General features: G+C 63.1%; 19 protein-coding genes and 1 pseudogene. 5 read left to right on the forward strand and 15 right to left on the reverse strand.

From position 1 onward, the window contains the following. On the forward strand, positions 1 to 581 hold a 581-nt coding region (locus ACY693_RS01890; protein WP_462320136.1), incomplete at its 5' end, for a proton-conducting transporter transmembrane domain-containing protein. Next, entirely contained in the window at positions 578 to 2602 is a 2025-nt protein-coding gene (locus ACY693_RS01895; RefSeq protein WP_462320137.1) for a proton-conducting transporter transmembrane domain-containing protein, read from the forward strand. The genes ACY693_RS01890 and ACY693_RS01895, both read left to right, overlap by 4 nt. Positions 2603 to 2746: 144 nt before the next feature. Here the strand turns inward: ACY693_RS01895 and ACY693_RS01900 are convergent, their stop codons facing one another. Both ACY693_RS01900 and ACY693_RS01905 read right to left on the reverse strand, forming a co-directional pair. Continuing rightward, a complete protein-coding gene (locus tag ACY693_RS01900) occupies positions 2747 to 3061 on the reverse strand; it encodes a BLUF domain-containing protein (RefSeq protein WP_462320138.1) in 315 nt (104 codons plus the stop codon). Next, positions 2961 to 3170, reverse strand: a complete 210-nt coding sequence (locus ACY693_RS01905) for a BLUF domain-containing protein (protein WP_462320139.1) — start codon at positions 3168 to 3170, stop codon at positions 2961 to 2963. Before ACY693_RS01905 ends, ACY693_RS01900 begins: the two co-directional genes overlap by 101 nt. A 160-nt stretch (positions 3171 to 3330) precedes the next feature. On the opposite strand from ACY693_RS01905, the gene ACY693_RS01910 reads away from it, so the two are divergent. Both ACY693_RS01910 and ACY693_RS01915 read left to right on the forward strand, forming a co-directional pair. Further along, complete coding sequence (locus ACY693_RS01910; protein ID WP_462320140.1) at positions 3331 to 4755, forward strand: hypothetical protein; 1425 nt, start codon at positions 3331 to 3333, stop codon at positions 4753 to 4755. A 419-nt stretch (positions 4756 to 5174) separates the two neighbouring features. After that, positions 5175 to 5480 carry a hypothetical protein gene (locus ACY693_RS01915; protein ID WP_462320141.1) on the forward strand — a complete coding sequence of 102 codons (306 nt, stop codon included), beginning with the start codon at positions 5175 to 5177 and terminating at the stop codon, positions 5478 to 5480. Between the two features lie 58 nt (positions 5481 to 5538). On the opposite strand, the pseudogene ACY693_RS01920 reads toward ACY693_RS01915, so the two are convergent. The 8 genes and pseudogenes from ACY693_RS01920 to cmoA all read right to left on the reverse strand — a co-directional run. Further along, positions 5539 to 5754: pseudogene (locus tag ACY693_RS01920) on the reverse strand (hypothetical protein); the annotation flags it as partial. A gap of 62 nt (positions 5755 to 5816) precedes the next feature. After that, a complete protein-coding gene (locus ACY693_RS01925) occupies positions 5817 to 6185 on the reverse strand; it encodes a DUF5615 family PIN-like protein (protein ID WP_462320142.1) in 369 nt (122 codons plus the stop codon). Continuing rightward, entirely contained in the window at positions 6182 to 6436 is a 255-nt protein-coding gene (locus ACY693_RS01930; protein ID WP_462320143.1) for a DUF433 domain-containing protein, read from the reverse strand. The genes ACY693_RS01925 and ACY693_RS01930 overlap by 4 nt, the downstream gene beginning before the upstream one ends. A gap of 586 nt (positions 6437 to 7022) precedes the next feature. After that, positions 7023 to 8699: a mechanosensitive ion channel family protein gene (locus tag ACY693_RS01935; RefSeq protein WP_462320144.1), complete on the reverse strand. Its 1677-nt coding sequence runs from the start codon at positions 8697 to 8699 to the stop codon at positions 7023 to 7025. Between the two features lie 154 nt (positions 8700 to 8853). Next, positions 8854 to 12033: an efflux RND transporter permease subunit gene (locus ACY693_RS01940; protein WP_462320145.1), complete on the reverse strand. Its 3180-nt coding sequence runs from the start codon at positions 12031 to 12033 to the stop codon at positions 8854 to 8856. Further along, entirely contained in the window at positions 12033 to 13340 is a 1308-nt protein-coding gene (locus tag ACY693_RS01945) for an efflux RND transporter periplasmic adaptor subunit (RefSeq protein WP_462320146.1), read from the reverse strand. Before ACY693_RS01945 ends, ACY693_RS01940 begins: the two co-directional genes overlap by 1 nt. A 318-nt stretch (positions 13341 to 13658) precedes the next feature. After that, positions 13659 to 14846: a tRNA 5-methoxyuridine(34)/uridine 5-oxyacetic acid(34) synthase CmoB gene (gene cmoB / locus ACY693_RS01950; RefSeq protein ID WP_462320147.1), complete on the reverse strand. Its 1188-nt coding sequence runs from the start codon at positions 14844 to 14846 to the stop codon at positions 13659 to 13661. Beyond that, positions 14846 to 15583: a carboxy-S-adenosyl-L-methionine synthase CmoA gene (gene cmoA, locus ACY693_RS01955; protein ID WP_462320148.1), complete on the reverse strand. Its 738-nt coding sequence runs from the start codon at positions 15581 to 15583 to the stop codon at positions 14846 to 14848. The genes cmoB and cmoA overlap by 1 nt, the downstream gene beginning before the upstream one ends. Positions 15584 to 15748: 165 nt before the next feature. On the opposite strand from cmoA, the gene ppk1 reads away from it, so the two are divergent. Next, on the forward strand, positions 15749 to 17977 hold the full coding sequence (gene ppk1, locus ACY693_RS01960) for a polyphosphate kinase 1 (protein WP_462320149.1): 2229 nt from the start codon (positions 15749 to 15751) through the stop codon (positions 17975 to 17977). Between the two features lie 7 nt (positions 17978 to 17984). Here the strand turns inward: ppk1 and ACY693_RS01965 are convergent, their stop codons facing one another. From ACY693_RS01965 to pta, 5 genes are all read right to left on the reverse strand, one after another. Next, positions 17985 to 18293: a 4a-hydroxytetrahydrobiopterin dehydratase gene (locus ACY693_RS01965; protein ID WP_462320150.1), complete on the reverse strand. Its 309-nt coding sequence runs from the start codon at positions 18291 to 18293 to the stop codon at positions 17985 to 17987. 135 nt (positions 18294 to 18428) lie between these two features. Next, positions 18429 to 18875, reverse strand: a complete 447-nt coding sequence (locus tag ACY693_RS01970) for a hypothetical protein (RefSeq protein ID WP_462320151.1) — start codon at positions 18873 to 18875, stop codon at positions 18429 to 18431. Between the two features lie 189 nt (positions 18876 to 19064). After that, positions 19065 to 20807: a biosynthetic-type acetolactate synthase large subunit gene (gene ilvB / locus ACY693_RS01975; RefSeq protein WP_462320152.1), complete on the reverse strand. Its 1743-nt coding sequence runs from the start codon at positions 20805 to 20807 to the stop codon at positions 19065 to 19067. Between the two features lie 86 nt (positions 20808 to 20893). Continuing rightward, on the reverse strand, positions 20894 to 22093 hold the full coding sequence (locus tag ACY693_RS01980) for an acetate/propionate family kinase (RefSeq protein ID WP_462320153.1): 1200 nt from the start codon (positions 22091 to 22093) through the stop codon (positions 20894 to 20896). Then, a complete protein-coding gene (pta, locus tag ACY693_RS01985) occupies positions 22090 to 24186 on the reverse strand; it encodes a phosphate acetyltransferase (RefSeq protein ID WP_462320154.1) in 2097 nt (698 codons plus the stop codon). Before pta ends, ACY693_RS01980 begins: the two co-directional genes overlap by 4 nt. Positions 24187 to 24561: the final 375 nt, after the last annotated feature.

Consider the following 24561-nt stretch of genomic DNA (forward strand, 5'->3'; position numbering starts at 1 on the left):
CGGTCAGTCAGGTGTCCTACATCGTGCTCGGGATCGGGCTGTTCGGCCCGCTCGGCACCGTCGCCGCGCTCGCGCACCTGCTGCATCAGGGACTGATGAAGGTGACCCTGTTCTTCTGCGCTGGCAATTATGCCGAAGAACTGGGGATTCACCGCATCGATGAACTCGACGGCGTTGGCCGGCGCATGCCACTGAGCAGTCTGGCCTTCACCATCGGCGCGCTCGGCATGATCGGCATGCCGCCGGTGGTCGGCTTCATCAGCAAATGGATGCTCGGCATGGGCGCGGTGCAGGCCGAGATGCCCTGGGTGATCGCGGTGCTGGTGGCCAGCACCCTGCTCAACGCGGCCTACTTCCTGCCCATCCTCAATCGACTCTGGTTTCGACCAGGACCAGCGCAAGGGGTCGGCGCCTGGCCGGCCGAGCGCGCGCCGAGCCGGCTCGAGACCAGCGCCTGGCTGCTGCTGCCGGCGCTAGCCACAGCGCTGCTGAGTCTGCTGGCCGGGATGCTGGCGGGGCTGCCTTTCAGTCCGTTGCAGTGGGCGACGCGGGTGGTGGATCAGACCTATCTCGCGTTATGACCGAGCTGAGCCTTACACCCTTCCCCCTCGCGCGCCTGCCCCTCGCGCCTTTGCTCTTCACAGCACTGCTGTGGCCCCTGCTGCTGGGACTGCGAACTGCATTCTGGGCGCTGATTGGCTTCGACCAGCCGCGCCATCACCGGAACAGCACCCTAAACCGCTCCCTGAGGCAGTCCCGGAAATGGCCACTAGACTGGCTCTGGATTAGCGCCCCCTGGCCGGCGCTCACGCTCGCCGTGCTGGGTGCCGATGGCAGCCTCTGGCTGGAGGCCTGGATGCTGGGAGGATACTGGGAGCTCGACGACCAACGCCGGCTGCTGCTGGCCTTCACCGCACTGCTGTGGGCACTGGCGGGCTGGTATGCTCGCGGCTACCTCGCCGCCGAGCAGGCCAAGGCCGCAGCCGGCGACCACAAGAGTCGCGGGCGGCTGCTGCGCTTCGCGCTCTTTTGGCCGCTGACGCTCTGCGGCAATCTGCTGCTGCTCGTCGCCGAGGATATCGCCAGCTTCTACCTTGGCTTCGCGCTAATGACCTTCTCGGCTTACGCGTTGGTGATCCACAATGGCAGCCACGAGGCACGCACCGGTGGTCTGGCCTATCTGGTCATGGCCGTGCTCGGGGAAAGCATGATCCTGGCCGGCTTGCTCTGGGGTGCCGGCACCGGCTCGGCACTGACCCTATCGCAGCTGCGGGCGACCCTGGCAACGGCTGAGATGGGCCTCTGGATGGGACTGCTGCTCTGGCTGGGCTTCGGGGTCAAGGCCGGGGTGATCGGGCTTCACCTCTGGCTGCCGCTGGCGCATCCGGTTGCGCCCACCCCCGCCAGCGCGGTGCTCAGCGGCGCGATGATCAAGGCCGGCCTGGTCGGCTGGATGAGCACGCTGCCGCTGGGCATGACCACCGTCGACGGCCCCTTCCACTGGCTCGGACTGGCGATGCTGGCAGCCGGCCTGGCCGGCGCCTTCGCCGCAGCCTTATGGGGCGTTGCACAACGCCATCCCAAGGCCGTGCTCGCCTACTCCAGCGTCAGCCAGATGGGTCTGATCGCAGCCCTGGTCGCAATCGGGCTGCTGCATCCAGACAGCTGGCCCGGGCTCAGCATCTTGGTGGTGTTCTTTGCCGCCCACCATGGCTTGAGCAAGGGCGCGCTGTTCCTCGGTGTCGGCATCAGCGAGCAGCCACCGCGCCTGTCTCCCTGGCTGCTCTGGACCCTGCTGACGCTGCCCGCGCTGTCGCTGGCTGGCGTATTGGGCTCCGGTCTGATCACCAAGTGGGGCACCAAGGCGGCGCTCGACGCAGCCGGTGAGAAAGGCTTGACGGTCTGGCTGAGTCTAGCCGCCGTCGGCACCACGCTGCTGATGGCGCGGACGCTCTGGCGTCAATGGAGGCAACAGCTGCAGACCAGTCAACCGCCGGACTCAAGCCAGACGAGCCAGACGAGAAAGCATCACACGAGCCCGCGCCTGCCGAGCCAACCTGCACCGCCGGCATCCGATGATCGGCGCCTTCTCGCACCGATGCCGCTGGCCTGGCTGCTCAGTGTCCTCGCTGCACTCGGCCTGCCGTTTTGGGCCAGTTGGCTTACAGACGGGCTTGCATATGGGCTTACAGCTGGACAAGCAGACGGATTCGCCTGGCCGCCACTCAGGGCACTTCCTACCCTACTCTGGCCGCTGGGACTCGGACTTTTAACGTCGGTCGTCATCGGCTGGAGCCTATATCGAGTAGCGCCACGACTGAGCCATTGGCTGCCGGTCGGTGATCTCTGGTGGCCATTGGCCACCTGCGGCCGTTGGCTATGGCAGCTCGCCCGCGGATTGCTGCGAAGACTCTCAGCCTTGCAAGCGGCCTGGGTCGCTTGGTGGCTAGCGCGCGAGCGCAATGGCCTGAGCGGCTTGGATGCACTGACGCGCGCCGAGGGCTGGCTGCGCCGCCAGTTGTCGCTGCTACTGCTGGCCGTGGCCCTGGGCTTGGCCGCTGTGCTGTTGCTCAGCACCCGCGGTACGCCGGTCTGGCCCTGAATAATCAAGGGTCGACACTAGAATGTGAGAGATATCGAGACGAGCGAGACTATGATACGGCTGCTCCTTCAGGGCCAGGATGAGGTCGGGCATGCTAGCGCGCGGCAGGGCGAATGCGGCACAAGGAATCGGCGCTGATCTAGGCTAGGTGCTTGATGCGCCGTTGATCAGAGACCGCATGATCTGAACCAACTCTGGACCATTGCTCTGATGCTGGCCGTGCAAACAGTTGATCAGCGCCTCTCGACGCTCGCGCATGTGCTCAGCTGTCACATTGATGTGGCCCATGGCCCATTCATTGAAGATCCTGTTCCTTAATGGCGTGATGCCGATCAGCAGGCAGTCCGTATGGCGTGGGTCATCGAGGATGCATAGGTAGCTTTTCAGGACCTCTTTTTGAGGCCCTTCCAAGACCTGAATGAAGTGGCCACCCCCCTGAGCAGAGAACACCAGTGACATCGTTTCGCTGATTATTGACTCTGGAGACTTGCAATATATTGAACAAGTCCTCTTCGCTCAGCGAGTCCGAGGCCGGACTTATGTACAGCAAAGCAATCAGGTCGGTCATAACACAACTCAAGGGATCAGCGTCGAGTGGCCTGCAGCTTGATCTGAGTGTAAACCCAAGCGTTGGACAGCTGGCAGGCTCACGGGTAAGGGTTCGAATCGGTCGAATATGCTATTGAAACGCACCAACACCTTTTCAAGGCTCGAGCCAACCGACACAGATGCGCCCTAACATCCAGCGGCCCTTCCCTAGCCCGAAGGTTGCCGGTCATCATGCGATCGATATCGGGCTGTTGGCGGTTGTCTGCGCCTATGTCATCAGCGCGCTCGTCGGACTGCCGCTCTTCCAGGACGGCGCCTGGTACTTCTTCAAGATCGCCACGCAAGGCGTTGCCGAGCTGCCGAATCTGCGTTTCACAGCGCTGTTGCCCCAGCTGCCAACCGTCTGGGCGGCGCCACTGGTCGAGGATGCGGTTATGCTGCGGCACATCTTCTCCCTGAGCTACATCGCCTTGCCGGTGACCTCGCTGCTCGGGTGCTGGCTGCTCGTGCGGCGCCAGGCGCCGGCGCTCATGTTGTTCCCGCTGCTCTGGTTCACGCTCAACCTGGTCAATTTCTCAGGTGTCTCGGAGCTGCTGTCGAGCCTTTATCTCACCTGGCCACTGGTGCTGGCGATGCTGCTCGCGCCCGAGCGGGCTTGGACGCAGTTCTACGCGAGCATCGCAGCGCCCATGCTGGTGGCGCTGCATCCGTTGGCGTTCTTGCCGGCGTTCGCGTTGGCTCTGCTCGCTGCCACCCTGGCCTGGCTGCGGCCGAGCCTGCAAAAGGCCTGGGCGTGGATTGCCGGGCTGTTGTTGGCCGGCGGCCTGTTCCGTTTGGCCTGGACGATCATAGGCGCCAACAGCTATGAGCGTGGGCGCCTCGAGGCCCATTCCGCGCTCCATTACCTGATGACTGAGACGCTTGGCCAACACCTGCTGCTCGGGGTTGCGCTGTTGCTGGGGGTCCTCTCAGCGGCGGGGATGCTCGCGCGCGGCGCGCTGCGCCTTTGGAGCCTGCGGCTTTCCGAAGCAGTCGCCTGGCTATTGCCGGTGATTGCGCTTCTGATCGGTCTCGAGATCCTGAATGGAGACGGCGTCAAGCTCAAGTCGGGGCTGAGCTTTGTGCTCGGGCTGGTGCTGATGGGGCTCACCTCGGCGGTGGTCCTGGCTCCGCTGCTACTGGAGCGGGTCAGCAACAAGGGCGCAGAGACCGTCCTCGATGGACGCGCCCGGATCAGCACGCTGATCGCAACCTGCATGGTGATGCTGCTGCTGGCCAAGTCCGCGGCCTGGTGGACAGCGACCCGCGGACTTCAGAACCTGCTCGCGGAGTCCCACGCGGACTGCATCAGGCTGAGCGCGACCGAGCCCTTTGGGCTGCAATGGCCGTGGATGGGCATCATCGACGATTGGGCAACGCCGATGAACGCGTTGGCGTTTCGGCCTTATCTGGTGCTTCAATCCAATCGAGGCATCGAGCCGGTGCCGCTGCTGCTGCGCCATAACCGGTGCGCGATTGCCCACGAGACCGGACAGGTCCATGTAACCTCTTGGATCGAACGTGATATCGGGGTGCTGAGCCAGCGTTTCGGGCCGCTCCGGTAGGGTCGGCTGCCCGCTCGTCTGCAACAAGCCCCAGCTTGATTAGTCGCGCACCAATCTGACGCTGCGGTGACGAAACCGTCATCATGGCAAGGGCTGAGCGCCTGAGCCGATCTGACTGTGCACAGGGTTATCCACAGGAGGCGTGGATAAACTGGGGTTGACAACAAGGCGCCTAGACGTTCTCGTAGTACAGGCCGACACGAACGCTAAGTCATTGTTTTATTGATTTGGCTGCTCATTGATCTCAGCAATCTCGGAGCGCGCAAGCGCTTGTCTGGCCGATCAATCGGACCGCTTATCGAGCATCGATCAACAAGCTTGTCCACAAGGTCTGTGAGTGCATTGATCGAACTGCGATCCTGGTGCGGCAGCTGAATTGGCTGGTACGGGGCAACCTGAATCTGACGGACGAGGTCATCATGAAACCTGACATCATCGGTCATTGCTGGCACTGTGGCGCGGGTCTGACGCGCGCCGACTATGGGCGCGAGAATCACTGCCTGAGCTGCAGCAAGCCCACGCGCGCTTGCCGTAATTGCCGACTCTATCAGCGCGGGCGCCCCAATGACTGCCTTGAGCCGCTCGCCGAGCCGATCGCCGATAAGGTCCGCGCCAACTTCTGCGAGCATTTCGATCCCGCACCGCAGCCCGCAGTGCCCCAAGACGCGAGCAACACGCAGGATGGAGACCACCTACGCCAAGCCGCGGAATCCTTGTTCAAGTAGCCACCGAGGTCCGCGGTTGAATGCTGCAAGGCCGCTCACCTCTGGTCTTGACGCCCATTCATGCACCGCCACCACTGGAGATAACGACAGCGCTGGTCGCGACAGCGTCCGCATCGGCGAGCCGATCCAACATCGGCAGCAGCGCCGGCGGATCATCGACCAACAGATACGCCCAGCGCCCATACTCGCCGAGCTGGCTCATCGCCTGCACCCAACGCTCGGCCGCCTTGGCCTTGATGTCGGCATCGTCGTTGTACTGACCCTTGGTCTCGATATCGACATGGTGCAGTGCTTATTTGATCCCTTCTCTTGCGAGCGATGTGCAGACTAACTCACTCAGCCTGCGTCGCGCTGATGAACGCGAATCCGCCCGGGCTCAATGATCCAAAGCTCTCGGTTGAGCGGACGTTGCTCAAGCGCGGCAATCAACTCGCGCACGCGGTTCAGGAGAACTTCGGGCCCGGCCCGTTTCGGCAACTCCAGAACGACCAGCCCGGCAGATTGCTCGGGCGCATACCGCAGCGTTTGGGCGAAGTCGTGATCCAGCGTGATCAGTACCCGCCCCTCGTCCGCGCAACGATTGAAGAGCTCGTCGTCCGGCGCACCGCTCAGGGCCTGCTCCAGCACGGTCGACACATCATGACCGGCTTCGGCCAGCAGACGCTGACCGCGGGTCCCGATGTTCTCGTCGAGCTTGAGCTTCACGCCGCGGGCTTATTCTCGATTTGGGTTTGGATCGGGATGATCCGCTCGCGGGCGATTTCGGCGCCGTAGGCGATGGCGGCGAGCAGATCCTCTCGGGTCAGCTGAGGATAGTCCTCAAGGATCTCGCGCTCTGTCATCCCTGCTGCCATCCAGTCCAGAACCAGGGAGACCCAGATGCGGGTGCCCGCGATGCAGGGTTTGCCAAAGCAGACCTGAGGATCAATGCTGATGCGCTGCAAGAGTGGGGACATCGAGACCTCGTGTCGGATAGCGCGAAAAGTCTGCACCGAACAATCGATACTGAAGAGTCTAGGGCAATTCCCGAAGAATAGACCGGTCAGGTGCTGAGGTTGCGTCAAAAGGCCTTTGTTTGCTCTCAGCACGCATCCAGGATGGCAGTAACCAGCGCGCGGTCGAGATCAAGCGCTTCGGCGATCTGCAGCGGCTCGAGACCCAGCGCCTGTAGCTTGGTGACGGCGGCGATGCGGGTGGCGTCGCGCTCCGCTTCTGCCTGCTGTCGGGCCTGTTCTTCTTGCTGCCACTGCGGACAGACGAAGGCCTGGTAGAGGGGGTCGTGGCGCAGCGCCCGTCGGCATTCATCAGCTCGTCCTCGGTGGGCCGGAGATCCTCAGTGATGGGTAAGGCCTTGGCGGCAGCAGGCATCTGGGCACCCCTTGGGTGTGGAGCGAACGGTTGACGACGATTGCCCCATTAAGCCGTTGTCATCTTGGAGAACGCTAGAGCGAGGATGTGCTCGCGTCAAGCTGCGGAATCCTTGTTCAAGAAGCCCCTGGCAGCCTTGCTCATCTACCCAGCAGCGAACGCAAGCCGCTACCTTTACGACGAGACAACTGCCGAAGACAGCTCCGGCAAACGCTCAACTTCGACAGTCTGGGTCGGGAACGCAAACTTGACCTCGAGCCGTTCGGCAAGACGGACGATCTCGAGCAGCACGCGCTGACGCTCGACCAATTCCGTTGACCAGTCCGGGACCTGCAGAAAGAAGTAGAGCATGATGCTAAGGCTGCTTGGCGCGAAATCGTTCAGCACCACATGGAATTCATCCTTGCGTGTGCTTGGCGCCGCAATGATCACGGCCTTAATGCCTTCAACAAAGGCCTCGATGCGCTCTGGCGGTGTGTCGTAGCGGACCGCCAGAGTGGTATAGACGCGCCGATAGTTGCGTCGGCCCATGTTATCGATGGTCGCACCCATGGTGACCGAGTTCGGCACCGAGAGTTGGGAATCGTAGAAGGTACGAATCCGCGTGCTGCGAAAGCCGATGTCCTCGACCGTGCCCTCGGCGTCGTTGAGCTTGATCCAGTCGCCGATCGCAAAGGGGCGATCGAGCATGATCGCGATCGAGCCGAGCAGATTGGCCAGGGTCTCGCGGGCGGCGAGCGCGATGGCCAAGCTGCCAACGCCAAGCCCTGTAAGCACCGAATAGGCGGGTAGGCCGATCCGGTCGGCGGCATCGATCACCATGGCGGCAATCGCAATCACGATCAGGAGCTTGAAGCCAAGACGCAGCAACTGGCTATCGATGCCACGCGGCCGCAGTCGGCGCGAGCGAATGATGACCTCTGGGATGCGGCTGAAGACCACTGCGACCAACCAAGCCAGCAGAGAATATTCGATGACGACGAAGATGCGCGCGATGTGTTGCAGCATCGAGCCGGTGAAATTGATCTGCCAACTGATCAGCAGGTGGACGCCGGCACTGAGCAACAGCGCGAGCACCAGTGCGGCCATGGTTCGCCAGCGCGTCTCTCGGCCGAGCTGGGCCCCGGCGCGACGCTCGGCGCGACGAGCGAGCCGGTAGACCAAGAAGGCGATGACGATCGCGCCGATCACAGCAACCGCAGCGGCGAGCCACTGCCAGGCCGCCTGCCCCAGCCACTCTTCGGCGAGCCAAGGCGGCAGCGCTTGATTGTCGGCCCAGGTGAAATCGATGCCGCTGCCAGGTGTCAGCGTATACGCACGATAGATGCCCGGGGTCGAGCCCTGCGGCAGATAAGACAGATCCTCAACGCTCGCAAAGAAGCCCTCGGCACGGTCGACGGTATCGGTGCTAAACAGCCAGGACCCCGCCCTTGGCCCGTCTTGCACCTGCTGGAGCAGGATCTCGGTATTGGGTATCCGCCACTGGGTCAGGGCCTCGCGCTCGACCTGCTCGGCATCCGGAATACTGGCGTAGGGTGGCAGTCCGACACGATCGATGACCTCTTTCAGCAAGAGCGCGACCTCGACCCCGACAGCATCCGCAAAGGCGCGGGGGACCTCACTGAGATCCAGGGTCCGCACCGCGCGACGCAGTGGCGGAATCGTCTCCTGGCCCGGCCGATCCGGGTCCTTGCCGATCAGATAGACGCGATCCAGGTTCAGGATCAGGCTGGCAATGGTCGCCCTTGGGCTTGAGGTGTCTGGCGGCCTGAGCGGATTGGCATCAGGGGCGATCGCCGTTGGCAGGCGCTGGCCGAGGCCTTGAGCGAGGAGCGGCTGCGTTATCAGCATCGACAGCGCGAGCAGCACATAGAACAGTCCCCTAGCCGCTAATCGCCTAGTGGGCCCAAGTGCAAAGCAGAGTCTGCTCTGCCGAGTCAAAGACATGAAACGAGCCAAGATCACTCCAGAGTCCTAACGTCCGCGCCACAATCAGCGCGACAGTCTACCCTGATTCAGGCGATGCAGACGGCGGCGTCGGCAGGCTGGATGCGGGACCAAACCATCGTTGCAACCGCCCGTGCGCACTCTCGTGCATCGATAGCAGCGCCGGAATCACCAACAGGATCAGCAGGGTTGCAAAGCCGAGCCCAAAGGCGATCGAGGTCGCCATCGGGATCAGGAACTGGGCCTGATACGAGGTCTCGAACAGCAGCGGAGTGAGTCCGGCGATGGTCGTCAGCGACGTCAGCAGCACCGCGCGCAGGCGTTGACTCGCGGCTTCGATCAGCGCCTGCTGGATCGACAGCCCCTCGCGGCGCAACTGCTTGTAGAAGCTGACCAGGATGATCGAGTCGTTGACCACGATACCGGAGAGACCGAACATACCGAACAGCGACAAGATGGTCAGATCGATGCCCATGACCCAGTGGCCGAACAGGGCGCCAGTCAACCCGAACGGGATCACCGCCATGACAACCAGCGGCCAGCCGTAAGACGAAAACACCCAGGCCAAGATCAAATAGATCAGGATCAGCCCCAGCACCAGGCCCTTGCGCATGTCCGACAGGGTATCGCGTTGGTCGGCCGAGCGACCCTCGAACGAGTAGTCGATGCCGTAGTCGCGCTGCAGCTGCTCCAAGGTTCCGTCCTCAAGGCCCGCGGTGACCTCGCCAACGGTGGTGACGTTGTTATCAACATCGGCAGTTACCTCAACCGCCAGCTTGCCTTCGGCATGGCGCAAGACCTCGAAGCCGCGACGCGATTCCCACTCGGCCACCGCGGTCAGCGGGACAGATTCACCCGTTGGCGTGCGCACGTTGAGCCGATAGAGACTCGCCAGGGTGCCGCGCTCGGCGGTTGGCAGCTTGACCCGGACCTCGACCTCGTCGGCGCCATCCTGAAAGATCTGCACCAGCTGGCCATCAAAGGCCGTGCGCAATTGGCGGCCGAGATCGGCGACGGTCAAGCCCAGCGCCTCGCCGACCGGCGTCAGCCGATAGATCAACTGCTCGCGCCCGTAAGACATGTCGTCCTCGACCTCGAGCACACCATCGATGCCAGCGATGGTCTCGGACAGGGCCAGCGCCGCGGACTTGAGCTCATCGGCGCTACCGCCGGTGAGACGGATGGTGAGATCGCGCCCAGGCGGCCCGACCCGGCGCGCGGTGATGTTCAGCGACTCAAGCCCGGCCGGCAGTTGAATGCGCTCACGCCAGGCGCGGATCAAATCGTTGTTGCGGACGTTGCGCAGATCCGGCTCCACCAGCTCGATCTGCAACGACCCCAGCTGATCCGCTGTCGCCCCGCCACCGGCACCGCCACCGCTCTTGGAGCCATGAAAGGCCAGCACCAAATTGATCAGATCGCCTTGGTCGAGTTCCTGCTCGGTCTGGTAGAGGGTCGCCTCGAGATGGTCCAGGAAGGCATCGACACGAGCCCGCGGCGTACCCGCGGCAAAGGTGACATTGGCGTTGAGGATCTGGGATTCTGGCGTTGGGAAGAACACAAAGCCAAGCCGCCCCCCAGCGAGCAGCCCGATGGCGACCGTTAACAGCGCAATGGCGGCGGCAACGGTCGCGAAGCGCTGGCGCACAGCGACCACCACGAGCGGCCGAAAGGCCCGATCGCGAAACCACTCGAAGCCACGATCAAGCCGAGCGCGCAGCGAATGCGGCTTGACCTTGTGCGTGTGCACGAAGGCGTTGCGCAGATGGCCCGGCAACACCAGAAAGCCCTCGACCAACGAGGCCAGGATGGCACAGATGATCACAATCGGGATGGCCCCTAGGATATTACCGATGCGCCCGCCGACGAGAATCAGCGGCAGAAAGGCGGCGATGGTGGTCAACGAGGAGGCGATGACCGGCGCCAACATCCGCCGCGCGCCACCCTCGGCGGCGAGTAAGGGGTCCTCACCCATCTGATAGTGCGCCATCGCATCCTCACCAACGACGATGGCGTCGTCGACGATGATGCCGAGCGCCATGATCAGCGCGAACAGGCTGAGCATGTTGATGCTGCCACCGACCAGATAGAGGATGAACAGGGTCGCCGCGAAGGAGACCGGAATGCCCCAGGCGACCCAGAATGCGACCCGGCCGGTTAAGAACAGGTAGAGGATCGCGACGACCAGCACCAGCCCGCCAACGCCATTGGTCACCAACAGCATGATGCGATCGCGCACCAGCTCCCAGGAGGCATCGTAGACGGTGATCTCGATCCCGGGCGGGAGGGTCGGACGGGTATCGTCCAGCCATTGCTGGAAGGCGCGCGCGGCCTCAAGGGTATCGCCGCGCTCGCTTCGCTGCAGCACCATCTCCACCGCCGGCTGCCCATCGACCGAGAGCAGCACCGAGCGATCGCGTGGCGCACGCTCGATCTCGGCGACATCACCCAGCTCGACCCGAAGCTCCTGATCGGCGCGCACCGGGATCTGCTCGAAGCCCAGCGGCTCTCGGCGCTTGTCCAGGCTGCGAAGCTCACGCGAGCCCTCGTCGCGACCCACCGAGCCAGCCGGTAGGTCGAGGCTGAAATCACTGACGCGCTGACCGATGTCTCGCAGGCCGACGCCAAGCTGCTCGAGCTCATCGGTGTCGACCTGGATGCGGATCTCCTCGCTCGGCAGACCGTTGATCTGCACCTGATCCAGGCCGCGCTCGAGCAGCTCGGTCTCGAATCGGCGCACTAGGCGGCGCATCTCGGCGCGATCGTCGAGACCCGTGATCACCAGCCGTGCGACCTGCTCGTAGCGGCTGATCAGGGAGACCTCGGGCTTCTCGGCATCCTGCGGGAAGTTGCGGAACTCATCCACGGCCCGCCGGACCTCATCCAGCGCCAACAGCGGGTCGACGCCCTCCTTGAACTCGAGCGTGATCGACGAGATGCCCTGGCTCGAGGTCGAGGTCATCTTGTCGAGATCATCAACGGTACGTAGCCGCTGCTCGAGCGGATTGGTGATGCCGTCTTCGATGTCTTCGGCGCTGGCGCCGGTCCAGACCACCCGCACCGAGACGATGTCGAGTTCGAAGGTCGGGAAGAACTGCACATTGAGCCGATCCAGCGCGAAGGCACCGCTCAATAGCAGGATCACCATCAGCAGATTCGCGGCGACCTTATGGTGGGCGAAGATGCCGATGATGTCGGAACGATGTTGGCCGGCGGTCTCCAGGCGTCTGGCTCCCATCAATGGCCTCCTGCCTCGCGCGCCCCAGTCACGGCCCCAGTCACGGCCCCGGTCGCGGCAACGTCAGGCGGCTCGCTACCGACGATCGCCACCCGCAGCCCCTCGATGGCGTTTGGCATATGCGTCGTCACCAGCGCATCGCCGGCGGCGAGCTGATCCGACCGCACCAACAGCCGCTCCTCACCATCGGCACCGATGCGGGTGCCGAGACTCTCGACATCGACCCCCTGCATGCGACCGTCCTTGACCACATAGAGGCGGTCGCCGCCATAGACCGCGCGGAAGGGCACCTCTACCACTGCTTCGCGCATCGGACGCTCGAGATGGACCGTGAGCAGTTGCCCGAGGCGCACCAGCGTCGGATCACCCGCGAGATGAAATAGGGCATCGACGCCGCTTGGCTCAGCCTCGCCAGCTAGGCGGTCAAAGCGCAGCGGTAACGACTCGGCGCCAATGGTTGCGCTCGCCACCAGCCGACGGTCCTGCTTGACCGCCTCGATCAACTCGCCTTGGTAGGGTGCCGGGATACGCGCGCGGATCTCGAGGCTGTCGGTTGCATAGAGCCGGAGCAAGGTCTCGCCTTTGGTGACCTGGTCGCCCTCGGTGACCTCGACACTGGTCAGGATGCCATCGTAGGGCGCTCTGACGGTGGCGCGCTCGAGCTCGAGCCTGAGCTCCGCCAGACGTGCTTCGGCGCTGGCGAGCCGCGCCTCGAGTCCGCGCAGTCGGCTTGGATGATCGGCAATGCTCATCTCGCGGCTGGTTACCGTCAACTGCTGCTGAGCCTCGGTGCGCTTGGCATCATCCAGCGCCTGCTCAGCACCCACCTGTTGCGTCTTCAGGCGCTGCTGACGCGCGACCGCATCCTGGGCAAGCTCGAGCAGACGCTGCTCCTGCGCGAGCGCCAGCCGATCGGTCTCGAAGCGGTTCTTCTCGCTGGCGATCTGGGCCTGCAGATCGGCGATCTCTGCCTGGACCTGATCGATACGGGGCGCGAAGTCGCGCTCGTCCAGGCGCAGCAGCAGCGTGCCTTCAGCGACGAAGTCGCCATCCTGCACCAGGACCTCGGTCACCCAGGCCGAGGCCGAGGCCGTGGCCCGCAGCAGGTCCGGGGTCTCGACGCGGCCGTAGAGCTCGAGCTGTGGTGCGGCCTCGAGCAGCTCGACCGGGGTCACTTCAACCCGCCAGACCCGTTCTTGCACGGTGGGTGACGCCTTCTCTGGCTTGGTTGCGACCAGCAATCGAAAGGCACCAAAGCCGATGGCAAGGATGAGGATCGGGAGGAAGATTTTTAGCAGACGGCTCACACAGGATGCTCACAACAGGGGGAGATGGCGGGCAAAACGCAGCGAATGGGCCCGGTGGTGTCAGATCGGCCAGACCGCTCTGCCAGGTCAGCGCTGGGGCCCGGACTGCGGCCAACGCTCGAGCTAGCGTTTTAGGCGACAGCTGTGGGCACCGCCAGACAGCCACTGGTCAGCGCGGGATTCTTGACACTCAGCGCCTCCCTAGTGTCGTGGCGCACAGCCAGGATCACAACGACGAAGCGCAGTGATGACCCATCGCAGATGGCGTCTTACTGGCGCTGACAGCGCTTCGACAGCGATCATGGGTTGGAATTCAGGTCAACTGGGTCGTCGCGCGAGCAGCAGGGCGCGCACTGGAGCCGGATGGCCCTCGATCGTCAGACTTGGGTTGTCGGGGTCGAGAAACTCCGCGAGCGAATGAAAGCGCATCCACGACGTCGAGCGTTGCTCCTGGATGCTCGTGCAGGACAGGTCGACCAGCTGGAGATCGCGGTAGCCCGCCGTCTTGATCCAGTCACCGAGCGTCGCGATGCTCGGGATCGCGTGCACGTTGCGCATCTGCGCGTAGCGACCAGTCGGCACGAGGGTCTCCCGAGGCACAGGCTCGCCGCCAGGGCGGTCGATCACGAGCGTCTCGAGAACGAGCTCCCCGCCCGGCCGGAGACAGTCTCGCAACCGGGTCAGATGCTGTATCGGATCGCGCCGGTGATAGAGAACGCCCATCGAGAACAGGGTGTCGATCCCACCCGAGGCCAGCCCACAGAGGCTCGGTAGATCATCATCGGCCAGTGGAAACACCGCCAGCCGCTCAGTGCCGATGACCTGCTCCAAGGCCAGGAACTGCAGCACGAAGCGCAGCGTCGGATCGATGCCAAGCACCCAGTCAGCGCCGGCACCCAGGGCACGGAAACCGTAGTAGCCATTGCCGCAGCCAACATCGAGCACCCGCCGCCCCGCTAGTGGCGCAATGGCATCAGCGAGTCGCGCCCATTTCCAGTCCGAGCGCCACTCGGCATCGATCTCGATCCCATGCAGGCAGAATGGCCCCTTGCGCCAGGGATGCAGTTGCTGGAGCGCTCCGCTCAGATGCGCGCTCGCCTCGGCCGACAAGGCTGGCTCGGCAGCGACGCCGACACAGGGCTGATCGAGTATCGGACGCGAGGCATGAGGGGGCGGTAGACCGTGGTCCGAGAGGCTTTCCAGCACCTCAAGCCAGTCGCCAAGGTCACCGTGCCGGGCTGGATGCAACCGCTCTAGGGTCAGACGCCGCAGGAGACCGTCCCATGGAGAGAGCATCGTCGCACGCAGTCTCTCGAGGAACGGCTCGAATCGTTGCAATAGGGCGTGCTCGACCGCAGCCGTGGCCTCGACGCCAGCCTGATCGGAGGCATCGGCGTCCTCGACAGCAGGGTCATCTGGGGCCTCGGCTCGCGCGAGGGATCGAGCACTCCGACGGGGCAGACCTGACGAACCTGCTCGGCCTGGTTGGCGCTTGGTCGTCGCCATCAGCGCGCGATCCAGCCAACGAAGTTGAGACACTGGAAGAAGGGCTCGATACGCTCGAAACCGGCCTCCCGCATCCGCGCCTGATGCTCGGCGATGCGGTCTGGAATCAGCACCTGCTCCAGCGCGGTGCGCTTGCGCGCGATCTCGAGCTGGCTGTAGCCCTGCGCCGCCTTGAAGTCCGCATGCAGCTGGGTCAGGAGTCCGCCGTCTTCGACCACCTCGACCTTCTCGGCGAGGATCAAGGCGCCGCCAGGACGCAGACCCTGACGGATACGACGCAGCAGCGACAGGCGCTGCTCGGGGGCGATGAACTGCAGCGTGAGGTTCATCACCACCAGGCTTGCATCCGTGATCATCAGGTCGAGCAGATCGGCGCAGATCGACTGTAACCGCCCACGCTCGATCTCCGGCTTGAGCCGCAGACGCAGCTCCTCGAGCATCGCTGGTGCCCGATCGATGGCATAGACTCGAACCCCTTCAGCGCCTTCGGTCTCAGGCAGACGTGCTAGCAGGCTGGCACTGGTCGCCCCTAGCGAGCAGCCGAGATCGTAGACGCGCGATCCAGGCTGAGCCAAGCGCCCACCGATCAGCCCGATCAGGCGCAGCAGCTCGAGCCAGCCTGGCACCGAGCGCGCGATCATATCTGAGAACACGCGCGCCACGCGCTCATCGAAGACGAAGTCACCGCGCGGCGCATCAGCACCGGCGTACACTTGATCAATGCGGGAAGCAGACATCGCGACCTATCAACAGCGTAAACCCTCGGATGCGGTCCCATAAACCCGCTTGACTCATACGCTTGCAACCAAGCGCTGTTAGGATACCGAGTCGCCAAGAGCCACTGAGCCAATTCAGATTAGCCATCAGATCAACGATCACCTAGCCCATACCGGGGAGCCAAGATGACCGACGCCAGCGCAGAACCGATCATCGAAGACGATGACGCCGATATCGATAGGGTCGACACCGATGCGCCGGTCACCAACCCAGAGCCGGACCTAGACGACCCCTCACTTTACCTCAATCGCGAGCTGACCTGGCTCGCCTTCAACCGCCGCGTCTTGCACGAGGCCGATGATCCGCGCACCCCATTGCTGGAGCGCGTCAAGTTCCTCGCCATCGTCAGCAATAACCTCGACGAATTCTTCATGAAGCGCATCGGTGGTCTCAAGCAGCAGATTGCCGCCGGCGTGCACAGCCAGACCGTCGATGGCCGCACCCCCATGCAACAGCTCGACGAGTGTCGCGCCGAGATCGCCGACATCCAGGCCGAGCAGGAGCGCATCTATCGCGAGGTGATGACGGCACTAGAGGCATACGACATCTACCTGGTCGAGGTGCATGCGTTATCGACCGAGACACGCGAGCGGCTGCGTGAGCATTTCCGCACCAACATCTTCCCGATGATCACGCCGCTAGCGATGGACCCGGCGCACCCCTTCCCCTTTATCTCCAACCTCGCCTTGAATCTGCTAGTGCGGCTGCGCTTCCCCGGTGGCAGCGATACCTACATGGCGCGCGTCAAGGTACCCGTGAGCAAGGACGTCTCCAAGCGGCTGATCCAGGTCGATGGGCTCAATACCTTTGTGACGCTAGACGACCTCATCGTCCACAATCTCGACATGCTCTTTCCGGGTATGGAGATCGAGAGCTGCGAGCTGTTTCGGGTCACGCGCAACGCCATCGTCGAGCCCGAGGAAGAGGCGGCCAACGATCTGCTGGAGATGATCGAGACCGAGCTGCGCGAGCGTCACTTCGCGCCGATCGTCCGGCTCGAGGTGCAAGCGGGCATGGACCCCGGGCATCGCGGCATGCTTGCGGCCGAGCTCGGCCTGAACGAGGCCGATGACGTCTACGAGGTCGGCGGGCTGATGGGCCGCCGCGATCTGTTCGAGCTAGCCAGTCTGGACATCCCCGAGCTGCACGACAAGCCGCATCGCTCCGGCGATCATCCCATCCTTGGCAATGATCGGCGCAACATCTTCCATATCATCCGCGAGAACGGCCCGCTGCTGCTGCAGCACCCCTACGAATCCTTTTCGACCACGGTCGAGCGCTTCTTGACCACGGCCGCCAAGGACCCCAAGGTGCTAGCGATCAAGATGACGCTGTACCGCACCTCGGGCGGCGCCATCCTCGACGCACTGATCAAGGCCGCACGCAACGGCAAGCAGGTCGCAGTGATGGTCGAGCTGAAGGCGCGCTTCGACGAGGCGGCCAATATCGGCTGGGCCCGGCGCCTAGAGGCCGAAGGCATCCATGTCACCTATGGTGTGGTTGGTCTGAAGACGCACTGCAAGCTGATCTTCGTGGTGCGGCGCGACTATTCACAACTGCGCCGCTACTACCACATCGGCACGGGCAACTATCACGGCGGCACCGCCAAGCTCTACACCGATCTCGGCATGCTCGGCTGCGACGAGGACATCGGCCAAGACCTGACCGAGCTTTTTAACTATCTGACCGGCTACTCGCCACCACCGAGCTACCGCAAGATCCTGGCCGCACCCTATACGCTTAAGCGCGGCATCCTGGAGAAGATCGAGCGCGAGATCGCGGTGCACGAGCGCGAGCGGGGTGCCGGCTTGATCCAGATGAAGATGAACGCCTTGGAGGACGCCGACATCGCCCGCGCCCTCTACAAGGCCTCGCGGGCCGGCGTCAAGGTCGACCTGATCGTGCGCGACACCTGCCGCTTCCGCTCTGGCTTACCCGGCCTGAGCGAGCACGCGCGCGTGGTCAGCATCGTCGGTCGCTTCCTCGAGCACGGCCGCATCCTCTACTTCCGCAATGGCGGTGAGGAGGAGTACTACATCGGCTCAGCCGACATGATGCGACGCAACCTGGAAAGCCGCGTTGAGGTCCACGCACCGGTTGAGGACCCGGACCTGCGCCAGGAGCTGCGCTTGATTCTGGATGTGCAATTCGCCGACCAGCGCTCGGCCTGGGACATGCAGCCAGACGGCAGCTATGTGCAGCGTCAGCCAGAGGACGAGCACGCCAAGGGGGCTCAGGAGACCTTGATGGGTGTGGCCGACAAGCGCCTCTTGGCAGCGGCCAAGCACAAAGAGAAAAACCTGCGCTCAAGGCTCCTCAGCCATTTCGAGCACCGGCTTGCGCAGACATCTTGAGAGGACATTACCCGGCAATCGCGTCCATCCGTGCAGCAAGCGTGAAGTCCAGCTCGGTGATCCCGCCAGCGTCATGGGTGCTGAGATCGACATGAACCGTCTTGTAGACGTTGGACCAGTTGGGATGGTGATCCATCGCCTCGGCAGCCAGCGCGACCCGGGTCATGAAGCCGAAGGCCTCACTGAAGTCGCGGAAGTGAAAGGTCTTATGCAGCTTACCGTCTTGGATCGACCAGGGTGCGCCAGCTCCGGCGCCGGCGTTGAGCAATTGCAATGAGGTTGCAAGGGCTGTCTCGTCTAACTTCGCGCGATGCATGGCCGATCTCCAATGCCGTTTGGTGCAGGGTGCGGTAAGAGGTCGGCGCAACCGGCGAGCACTTCAAGGGCCAAGCGCGCAGGCCATGGCTTATGGCCCGCGCTCAGCGAGATGTCAGCTGAGTCCAGGTGCAGGTCAGGCGGCGACCTTGTCCTTCTCTTCGAGCTTGCGGATCAGCGGATACAGGTGCTCGGTCTCGCGTTGGATACGATCGAGCACCAACGCAAACATTTGCTCTGTCTCGCTCAAGAACTCGCTGTAATCGCGGATCTGCAGCCGGCGATGCGGCTCCGAGCACCAGTCCTTCAGATACTTGTTGAAGATGCGCTTGATCTCGGTCGAGCCGGAGAGGAAGCGGCTGGCGGTATTCTTCACCGACTGATCGGGGTAGGAGATCAAACGACCGCAGAGCTCACGATCGACCAGCTCGATGTGCTCGCGCACCTTGCCGGTGTATTCGAAGAAGACGTCACAGGCGGTCTCGGTATCGCACATCTCCCGACTCTGGATCAGGTACAGAAAGACGTTCGAGAGCTCGGTGATCTTGTGATTCTGTGCATGGAGTTGTGAAAAGGCAGTCATTGGCAGTGATCCTCCTGAAGCGATAGGTTACCCAGTGGGGGCATGCGGTGGCTTGGTTGTTTTTACTGATTACAACTAGCACAGCCACCTTGAAGACACAAGAAAGCAGCGCTCAGAAAAGCGTCCTTGCCAACCCTTGATCCCTTTTCGCCCACAGCAAGCGCCGCGCTTGCCGTGGCGAATGGCGGCTTAGGATTCGATCATGGTGTCGAATCGACCGCCCGGAAGCACCATCGGTAGCACATCCTCGGCCTTGTCGATCCAGACGTCGACCAAGACCGGGCCTGGTAAGGCGAGGGCCTGATCCAGCACATCGCGCAGATCCTGAGGTGTCTTCACGCGCAGGGTCTCGAGCCGCGGATACACCTGTTTGAGGCCCAGCAGGTTTGGCAACTGACGGCGACAGGTCTGATCGACCAGATTGCAGTGCGGCACACAATCCTCGCGTCGGGCCAGGCAGGTCTCGTAATGATGGCCGCCGTCCATCATGTCTTCCCACTGACGCACCATGCCGAGGAAGCTGTTGTTGAGTACGAACATCTTCAGCGGGATCGCATTGGCCACCACGGTGGCCAGCTCCTGGATATTCATCTGGAAGCTGCCATCGCCATCGACCAGGACGACCGGCAGGTCTGGTGCCGCGTACCAGGCACCGATCGCCGCCGGCAGGCCGAAGCCCATGGTGCCAAGTCCGCCCGAGCTGATCCACTGCCGCGGCCGTTGGAAACGATAATACTGGGCCGACCACATCTGATGCTGGCCAACGCCCGTCACCAGGGTCGCGTTGCCGGCGGTCAGCTCCGATAGGGTCTCGACCACCGCCTGGGGCTTGATGTACTCACCGCTGGCATAGGGTAATGGCAACTGCTGCCGCCAGTCAGCCACCTGCGCCAGCCAGCGGGGGTGGCGAGCCTGGCGGGTGCTCGCCAGCGCATGATCCAGAAACGCGGTCAGCGACGCGACCAGGTGCAGATCGGTCTTGATGGTCTTGTCGATCTCGGATGGATCGATATCGACATGCGCGATGCGCTTACCCAGGGCGAAATCCTTGACCGCCACTCGATCATCGAAGCGCCCGCCCAGGCTCAGGATCAGGTCGGCGTCACGCAGCGCATAGTTGGCGGGGACACTGCCGTGCATCCCTGGCATGCCGAGGTAATACGGGGCGCCGAAGGGCACCGCACCAAGCGCGTTGAAGGTGGTCGTCACCGGCACCTCGAAGCGCTCGGCCAGACGACAAAGGGCCGCTGCCGCACCGGCATGGATAATACCGCCGCCGGCCTTGATCACCGGGCGCTCGGCCGCGCAGAGCGCGTCTAAGATGGCATCAGCACGCTCGGCCTCGAAGGGCACCTCGGGCCGATGCCGGCGTCGAGCCGGGTGCACGCTCATGCAAGCCGCCAGCTGCACATCCTTGCAGATGTCGATCACCACCGGTCCCGGCCGGCCCTGCTGGGCCAGCGCGAAGGCCTCGCGCAGCATCCAGTCGAGATCGCTGACGTCGCGTACCAGATAGTTGTGCTTGGAGATCGGCCGGGTGAAGCCAACGGTATCGACCTCCTGGAAGGCGTCGCTGCCGATGGCGTGACTCGGCACCTGGCCGGTGATGAAGACCGTCGGTACCGAATCCTTGTGCGCATCGGCGATCGGCGTCGCGAGATTGCTCGCGCCTGGCCCCGAGGTCGCGAGTGCGACGCCGACGCGCCCACTGGCGCGGGCATAGCCCTCAGCGGCATGGCCGGCGCCGCCTTCTTGACGACAGAGCACGAAGCGCGGCACCGGTTCGCCCCGATGCATCCGCTTGTTCAGCTCCACGTGCAAGGGAATCACGGCACCGCCGGTGTGGCCAAAGATGACCTCGACACCGAGCTCCAGCAAGATGTCGAAAAGCAAGGCAGCGCCTGTTGGATGCAGGCTGACGGGGGTATTCATCGGGATCAAGTCAAGCGAAGAATCGACCGTTTATGATAACGGCCCAATCGATTTCGGTGTTGATCCGTGCCAACCAAAACAAGCACTCAACTCACGGCCTCGACCGTCTCTCGCGCGATCTGCAGCTCCTCATTGGTTGGAATGACCAAGACCTTGATCGGACTCTCCGGGCGCGAGACCGCACGCTCCTGTGTCGAGACCTCGGCATTCACTCCGGCATCCAGATGGATACCGAGATGCTCGAGCCCAGCGCAGGCGCGCAAGCGCAGCTCGGCGGAATTCTCGCCGATGCCGCCAGTGAAGACCAGTGCATCGGTAGGGCCAAGCTCAGCGAGATAGGCCCCGATGTACTTCTTCAGCCGATGCGCCGTGACCCCAAGCGCGAGCTCAGCGGCCTCTTCACCGGCCTCGGCTCGGCGCTGGATCTCGCGCATGTCGTTATCACCGCAGAGGCCGAGCAGACCGCTTTGGCGGTTCAACAGCCCCTCCAAGGTCTCGTTATCGAGACCCAGATGCTTACTCAGGTAGAACGGCACCGCGGGATCGATGTCGCCGCTGCGGGTGCCCATCACCAACCCCTCGAGCGGCGTCATGCCCATCGAGGTATCGATGCTGCTGCCCTCGCGAATGGCCGTGGCGCTAGCGCCGTTGCCCAGATGTAGGGTAATCAGATTGCACTGCTCGAACGGCTTGTCGAGCAACTCGGCAGCACGTCGGCCGACGTAGTGATGTGAGGTGCCGTGGAACCCATAGCGCCGAACCCCGTGCTCGCGATACAGGTAATCTGGAACCGCGTATCGATAGGCCGTGCGCGGCATCGTCTGATGGAAGGCGGTATCGAAGACCGCGACCTGCGGGATGCTCGGGAACAGCTCGCGCGCAACCAGAATGCCATCCAGATTGGCCGGGTTGTGCAGTGGCGCTAGCGGGATCACCTGGCGTATCGCTTCAATGATGTCGTCATCAACCAAGGTCGGAGCGTGAAAGGCCTCGCCGCCATGCACCACGCGATGGCCGACCGCGAGCAGCTCCGAGGCGTCGGCAAGGCTGCCGGTCTGGGCCAGGGCCTCGGCAATGCGCTGCAGCCCACGATGATGGTCAGGTATGGCGGCACGCTGCTCCAAACTCTGCTGCACACCCTCGGCATCGGTCCAGGCGCAGCGCATCAGGGCCTCTGACTCACCGATGCGCGTCACTGCCCCGGAGGCGAGCACGCCCCAATCGTCGCATTGGAACAATTGGAACTTGATCGACGAGCTGCCGGAATTCAGCACCAGAACCTTCATGCTGTATCCTCCATGGCCTGCGCCTGGATCGCGGTGATCGCGACTGTATTGACGATATCGGTCACCGTACAGCCGCGGCTGAGGTCATTGACCGGCTTGTTCAGGCCCTGCAGCACTGGACCGATGGCGACAGCACCAGCGCTGCGCTGCACCGCCTTGTAGGTGTTGTTGCCGGTATTCAGGTCCGGAAAGATGAACACCGTCGCCTGGCCGGCAACCTCGCTATCCGGCATCTTCGAGCGCGCGACACTGGCATCGACGGCGGCGTCGTATTGAATCGGTCCCTCAAGCTTAAGATCAGGTCGGCGCTTGCGTGCAATCGCCACCGCCTCCCTGACCTTCTCGACATCGGCCCCCTTGCCGGAGGAGCCGGTCGAATAGGACAGCATCGCAATCCGCGGCTCGACCCCGAACGCGGCAGCAGTACCGGCCGAGGTGATCGCGATATCGGCGAGCTGCTCGGCGTCGGGGTTTGGATTGACCGCACAGTCGCCGTACACCAGCACCCGATCCGGCATGCACATGAAGAAGACGCTCGACACCAGTTTGGTCTCTGGCTTTGTCTTGATCGTCTCGAAGGAAGGACGGATAGTGTGCTGGGTGGTGTGCTGCGCACCGGAAACCATACCGTCGGCGTCACCGGAATAGACCATCAGGGTACCGAAGTAGCTCACGTCCTCGAGCGCATCGAACGCACCCTGCTCGGAGAGGCCCTTGTGCGCCCGCAAGCTATGGTAGACGGCCGCGTATTCAGCACGCTTCGGTGAGTTGATCGGATCGATGATCTGGATACCTTCCAGCTGCAGGCCGAGCTCACCGATCCGGCGGTGTATCTTCTCCGGATTCCCCAGTAACACCAGCTCGGCGACCCCACGCAGGATGAGGATCTCAGCGGCGCGCAAGATGCGCTCGTCATGACCCTCGGGAAGCACGATGCACTTGCGCTGCGACTTGGCGCGCTGGATCAACTCGTACTCGAACATCAGCGGCGAAATACGCGAGGTTTCATGCAACGCAATACTCTGTTGCAACCCCTTGATGTCGACTGCGCTTTCAAACACGCCAAGCGCCGCGGCAATCTTGCGCTCGTCACCGGGCAGGATCACCGATTCGACCTTATTCACCGCTAGCGCAGTCTGGAAGGTATCGCGGTGGGTGAAGAGCACAGCCACCTTACTGCGCCGCAGGCCAAACAGCAGACGCTGGACATTCTCAGCCGGCTTCAGCCCTCCCGTAAGCAGCAGCCCAGCGACGCGCGGAAAGGAGTTGGCAACGTCGGCGGCAAGACTGGCGAGGATGATGTCGCTGCGATCGCCAGCAGTGATGATCAAACAGCCATCCTCAATGTAGTTGAGGAAGTCTGGCACCTCCATGGCCGCCACCTTGTAGTTGCTCACCACCTGAGTCAGCGCATCGTCCTCGCCACAGAGCCGCTCGGTCTGCAGCATCTTGTGGATCTCACCGATGGTGGGCTTGCCAAGCGCCTCGCTCTCGGGCAGCACGTGCAGGGTCTCGGTCTGCGGCAGCACCGCCTGCGCCCGCCGTTTGACCACGTCCACATAATCCGGATGGACGCCGTTGACCACGGTCGCCAGCAGATCACCGCCACGGTCGATCATCGACTCGTGCGCCATGTGCACCGCGTGCAGCGCCTCCTCCGAACTGCGCTGAAAGCCCTTGACCACGACCACGATGCTGCAACCGAAGTTGTTGGCCAGATCGGCGTTGAAATCGAACTCGAGTGAAGGCACCAGGCCGTCATAATCGGTACCAGCACAGAGCACCATATCGCACTGCTCGTCGAGCAGCATGAACTTGTTCAGGATCAGCTTCAGTAGCTCGTCGTAATGCCCGGCGGCCGCGAGCTCGCTGGCCATCTGCGCGGTGCAGCCGTAGAGCATCTCGGCTGGAAACGGCAGATCGTAGCGATGGCGGATCAGACTGGTCAGATTGTCCTGCTCGACCGGCCCGCTCACCACGGGACGAAAAAAGCCAACGCGTCGGTTGACCGCCGAGAGCATCTCCATGAAGCCAAGCACAATGACCGATTTTCCGCTGCCCGAGCCGGCGCCAGCGATATAGATACTCTGCATAAACTAGGTTCTCTGAGGGCCGAGCACCTCGGAGCGCTCAGCCACGATTTCAGTTTCGGTTATCTTGCCGCAAGGTCCGACGCGGAAGGTTACGGAGCCTTGACGGCAGCGCGCTGTAGTCCACTCCTGGCCTCACCAAGGGCCTCACCAAAGGCCACAGCTGAGCAGCGCCGGTCGTTAGAGGGCGCAAGATCAGCATTCTCAGCTTGTGCCGAGCTCCATCCAAGCGCGCAGGAGATCGACGAGCGGATGATCGACGCATGCAAGAAGCATGCGAAGAGACCAATCCTAGAAGGCGCGTTGCAGCCGCCAGCGCTGGTAGCTTGGCTCCCGGAGGTAGGCCTTGCTTGTGATGTAGTTCAGCACGTTACGCAG

The sequence above is a fragment of the Halochromatium sp. genome (genome assembly GCF_054919635.1).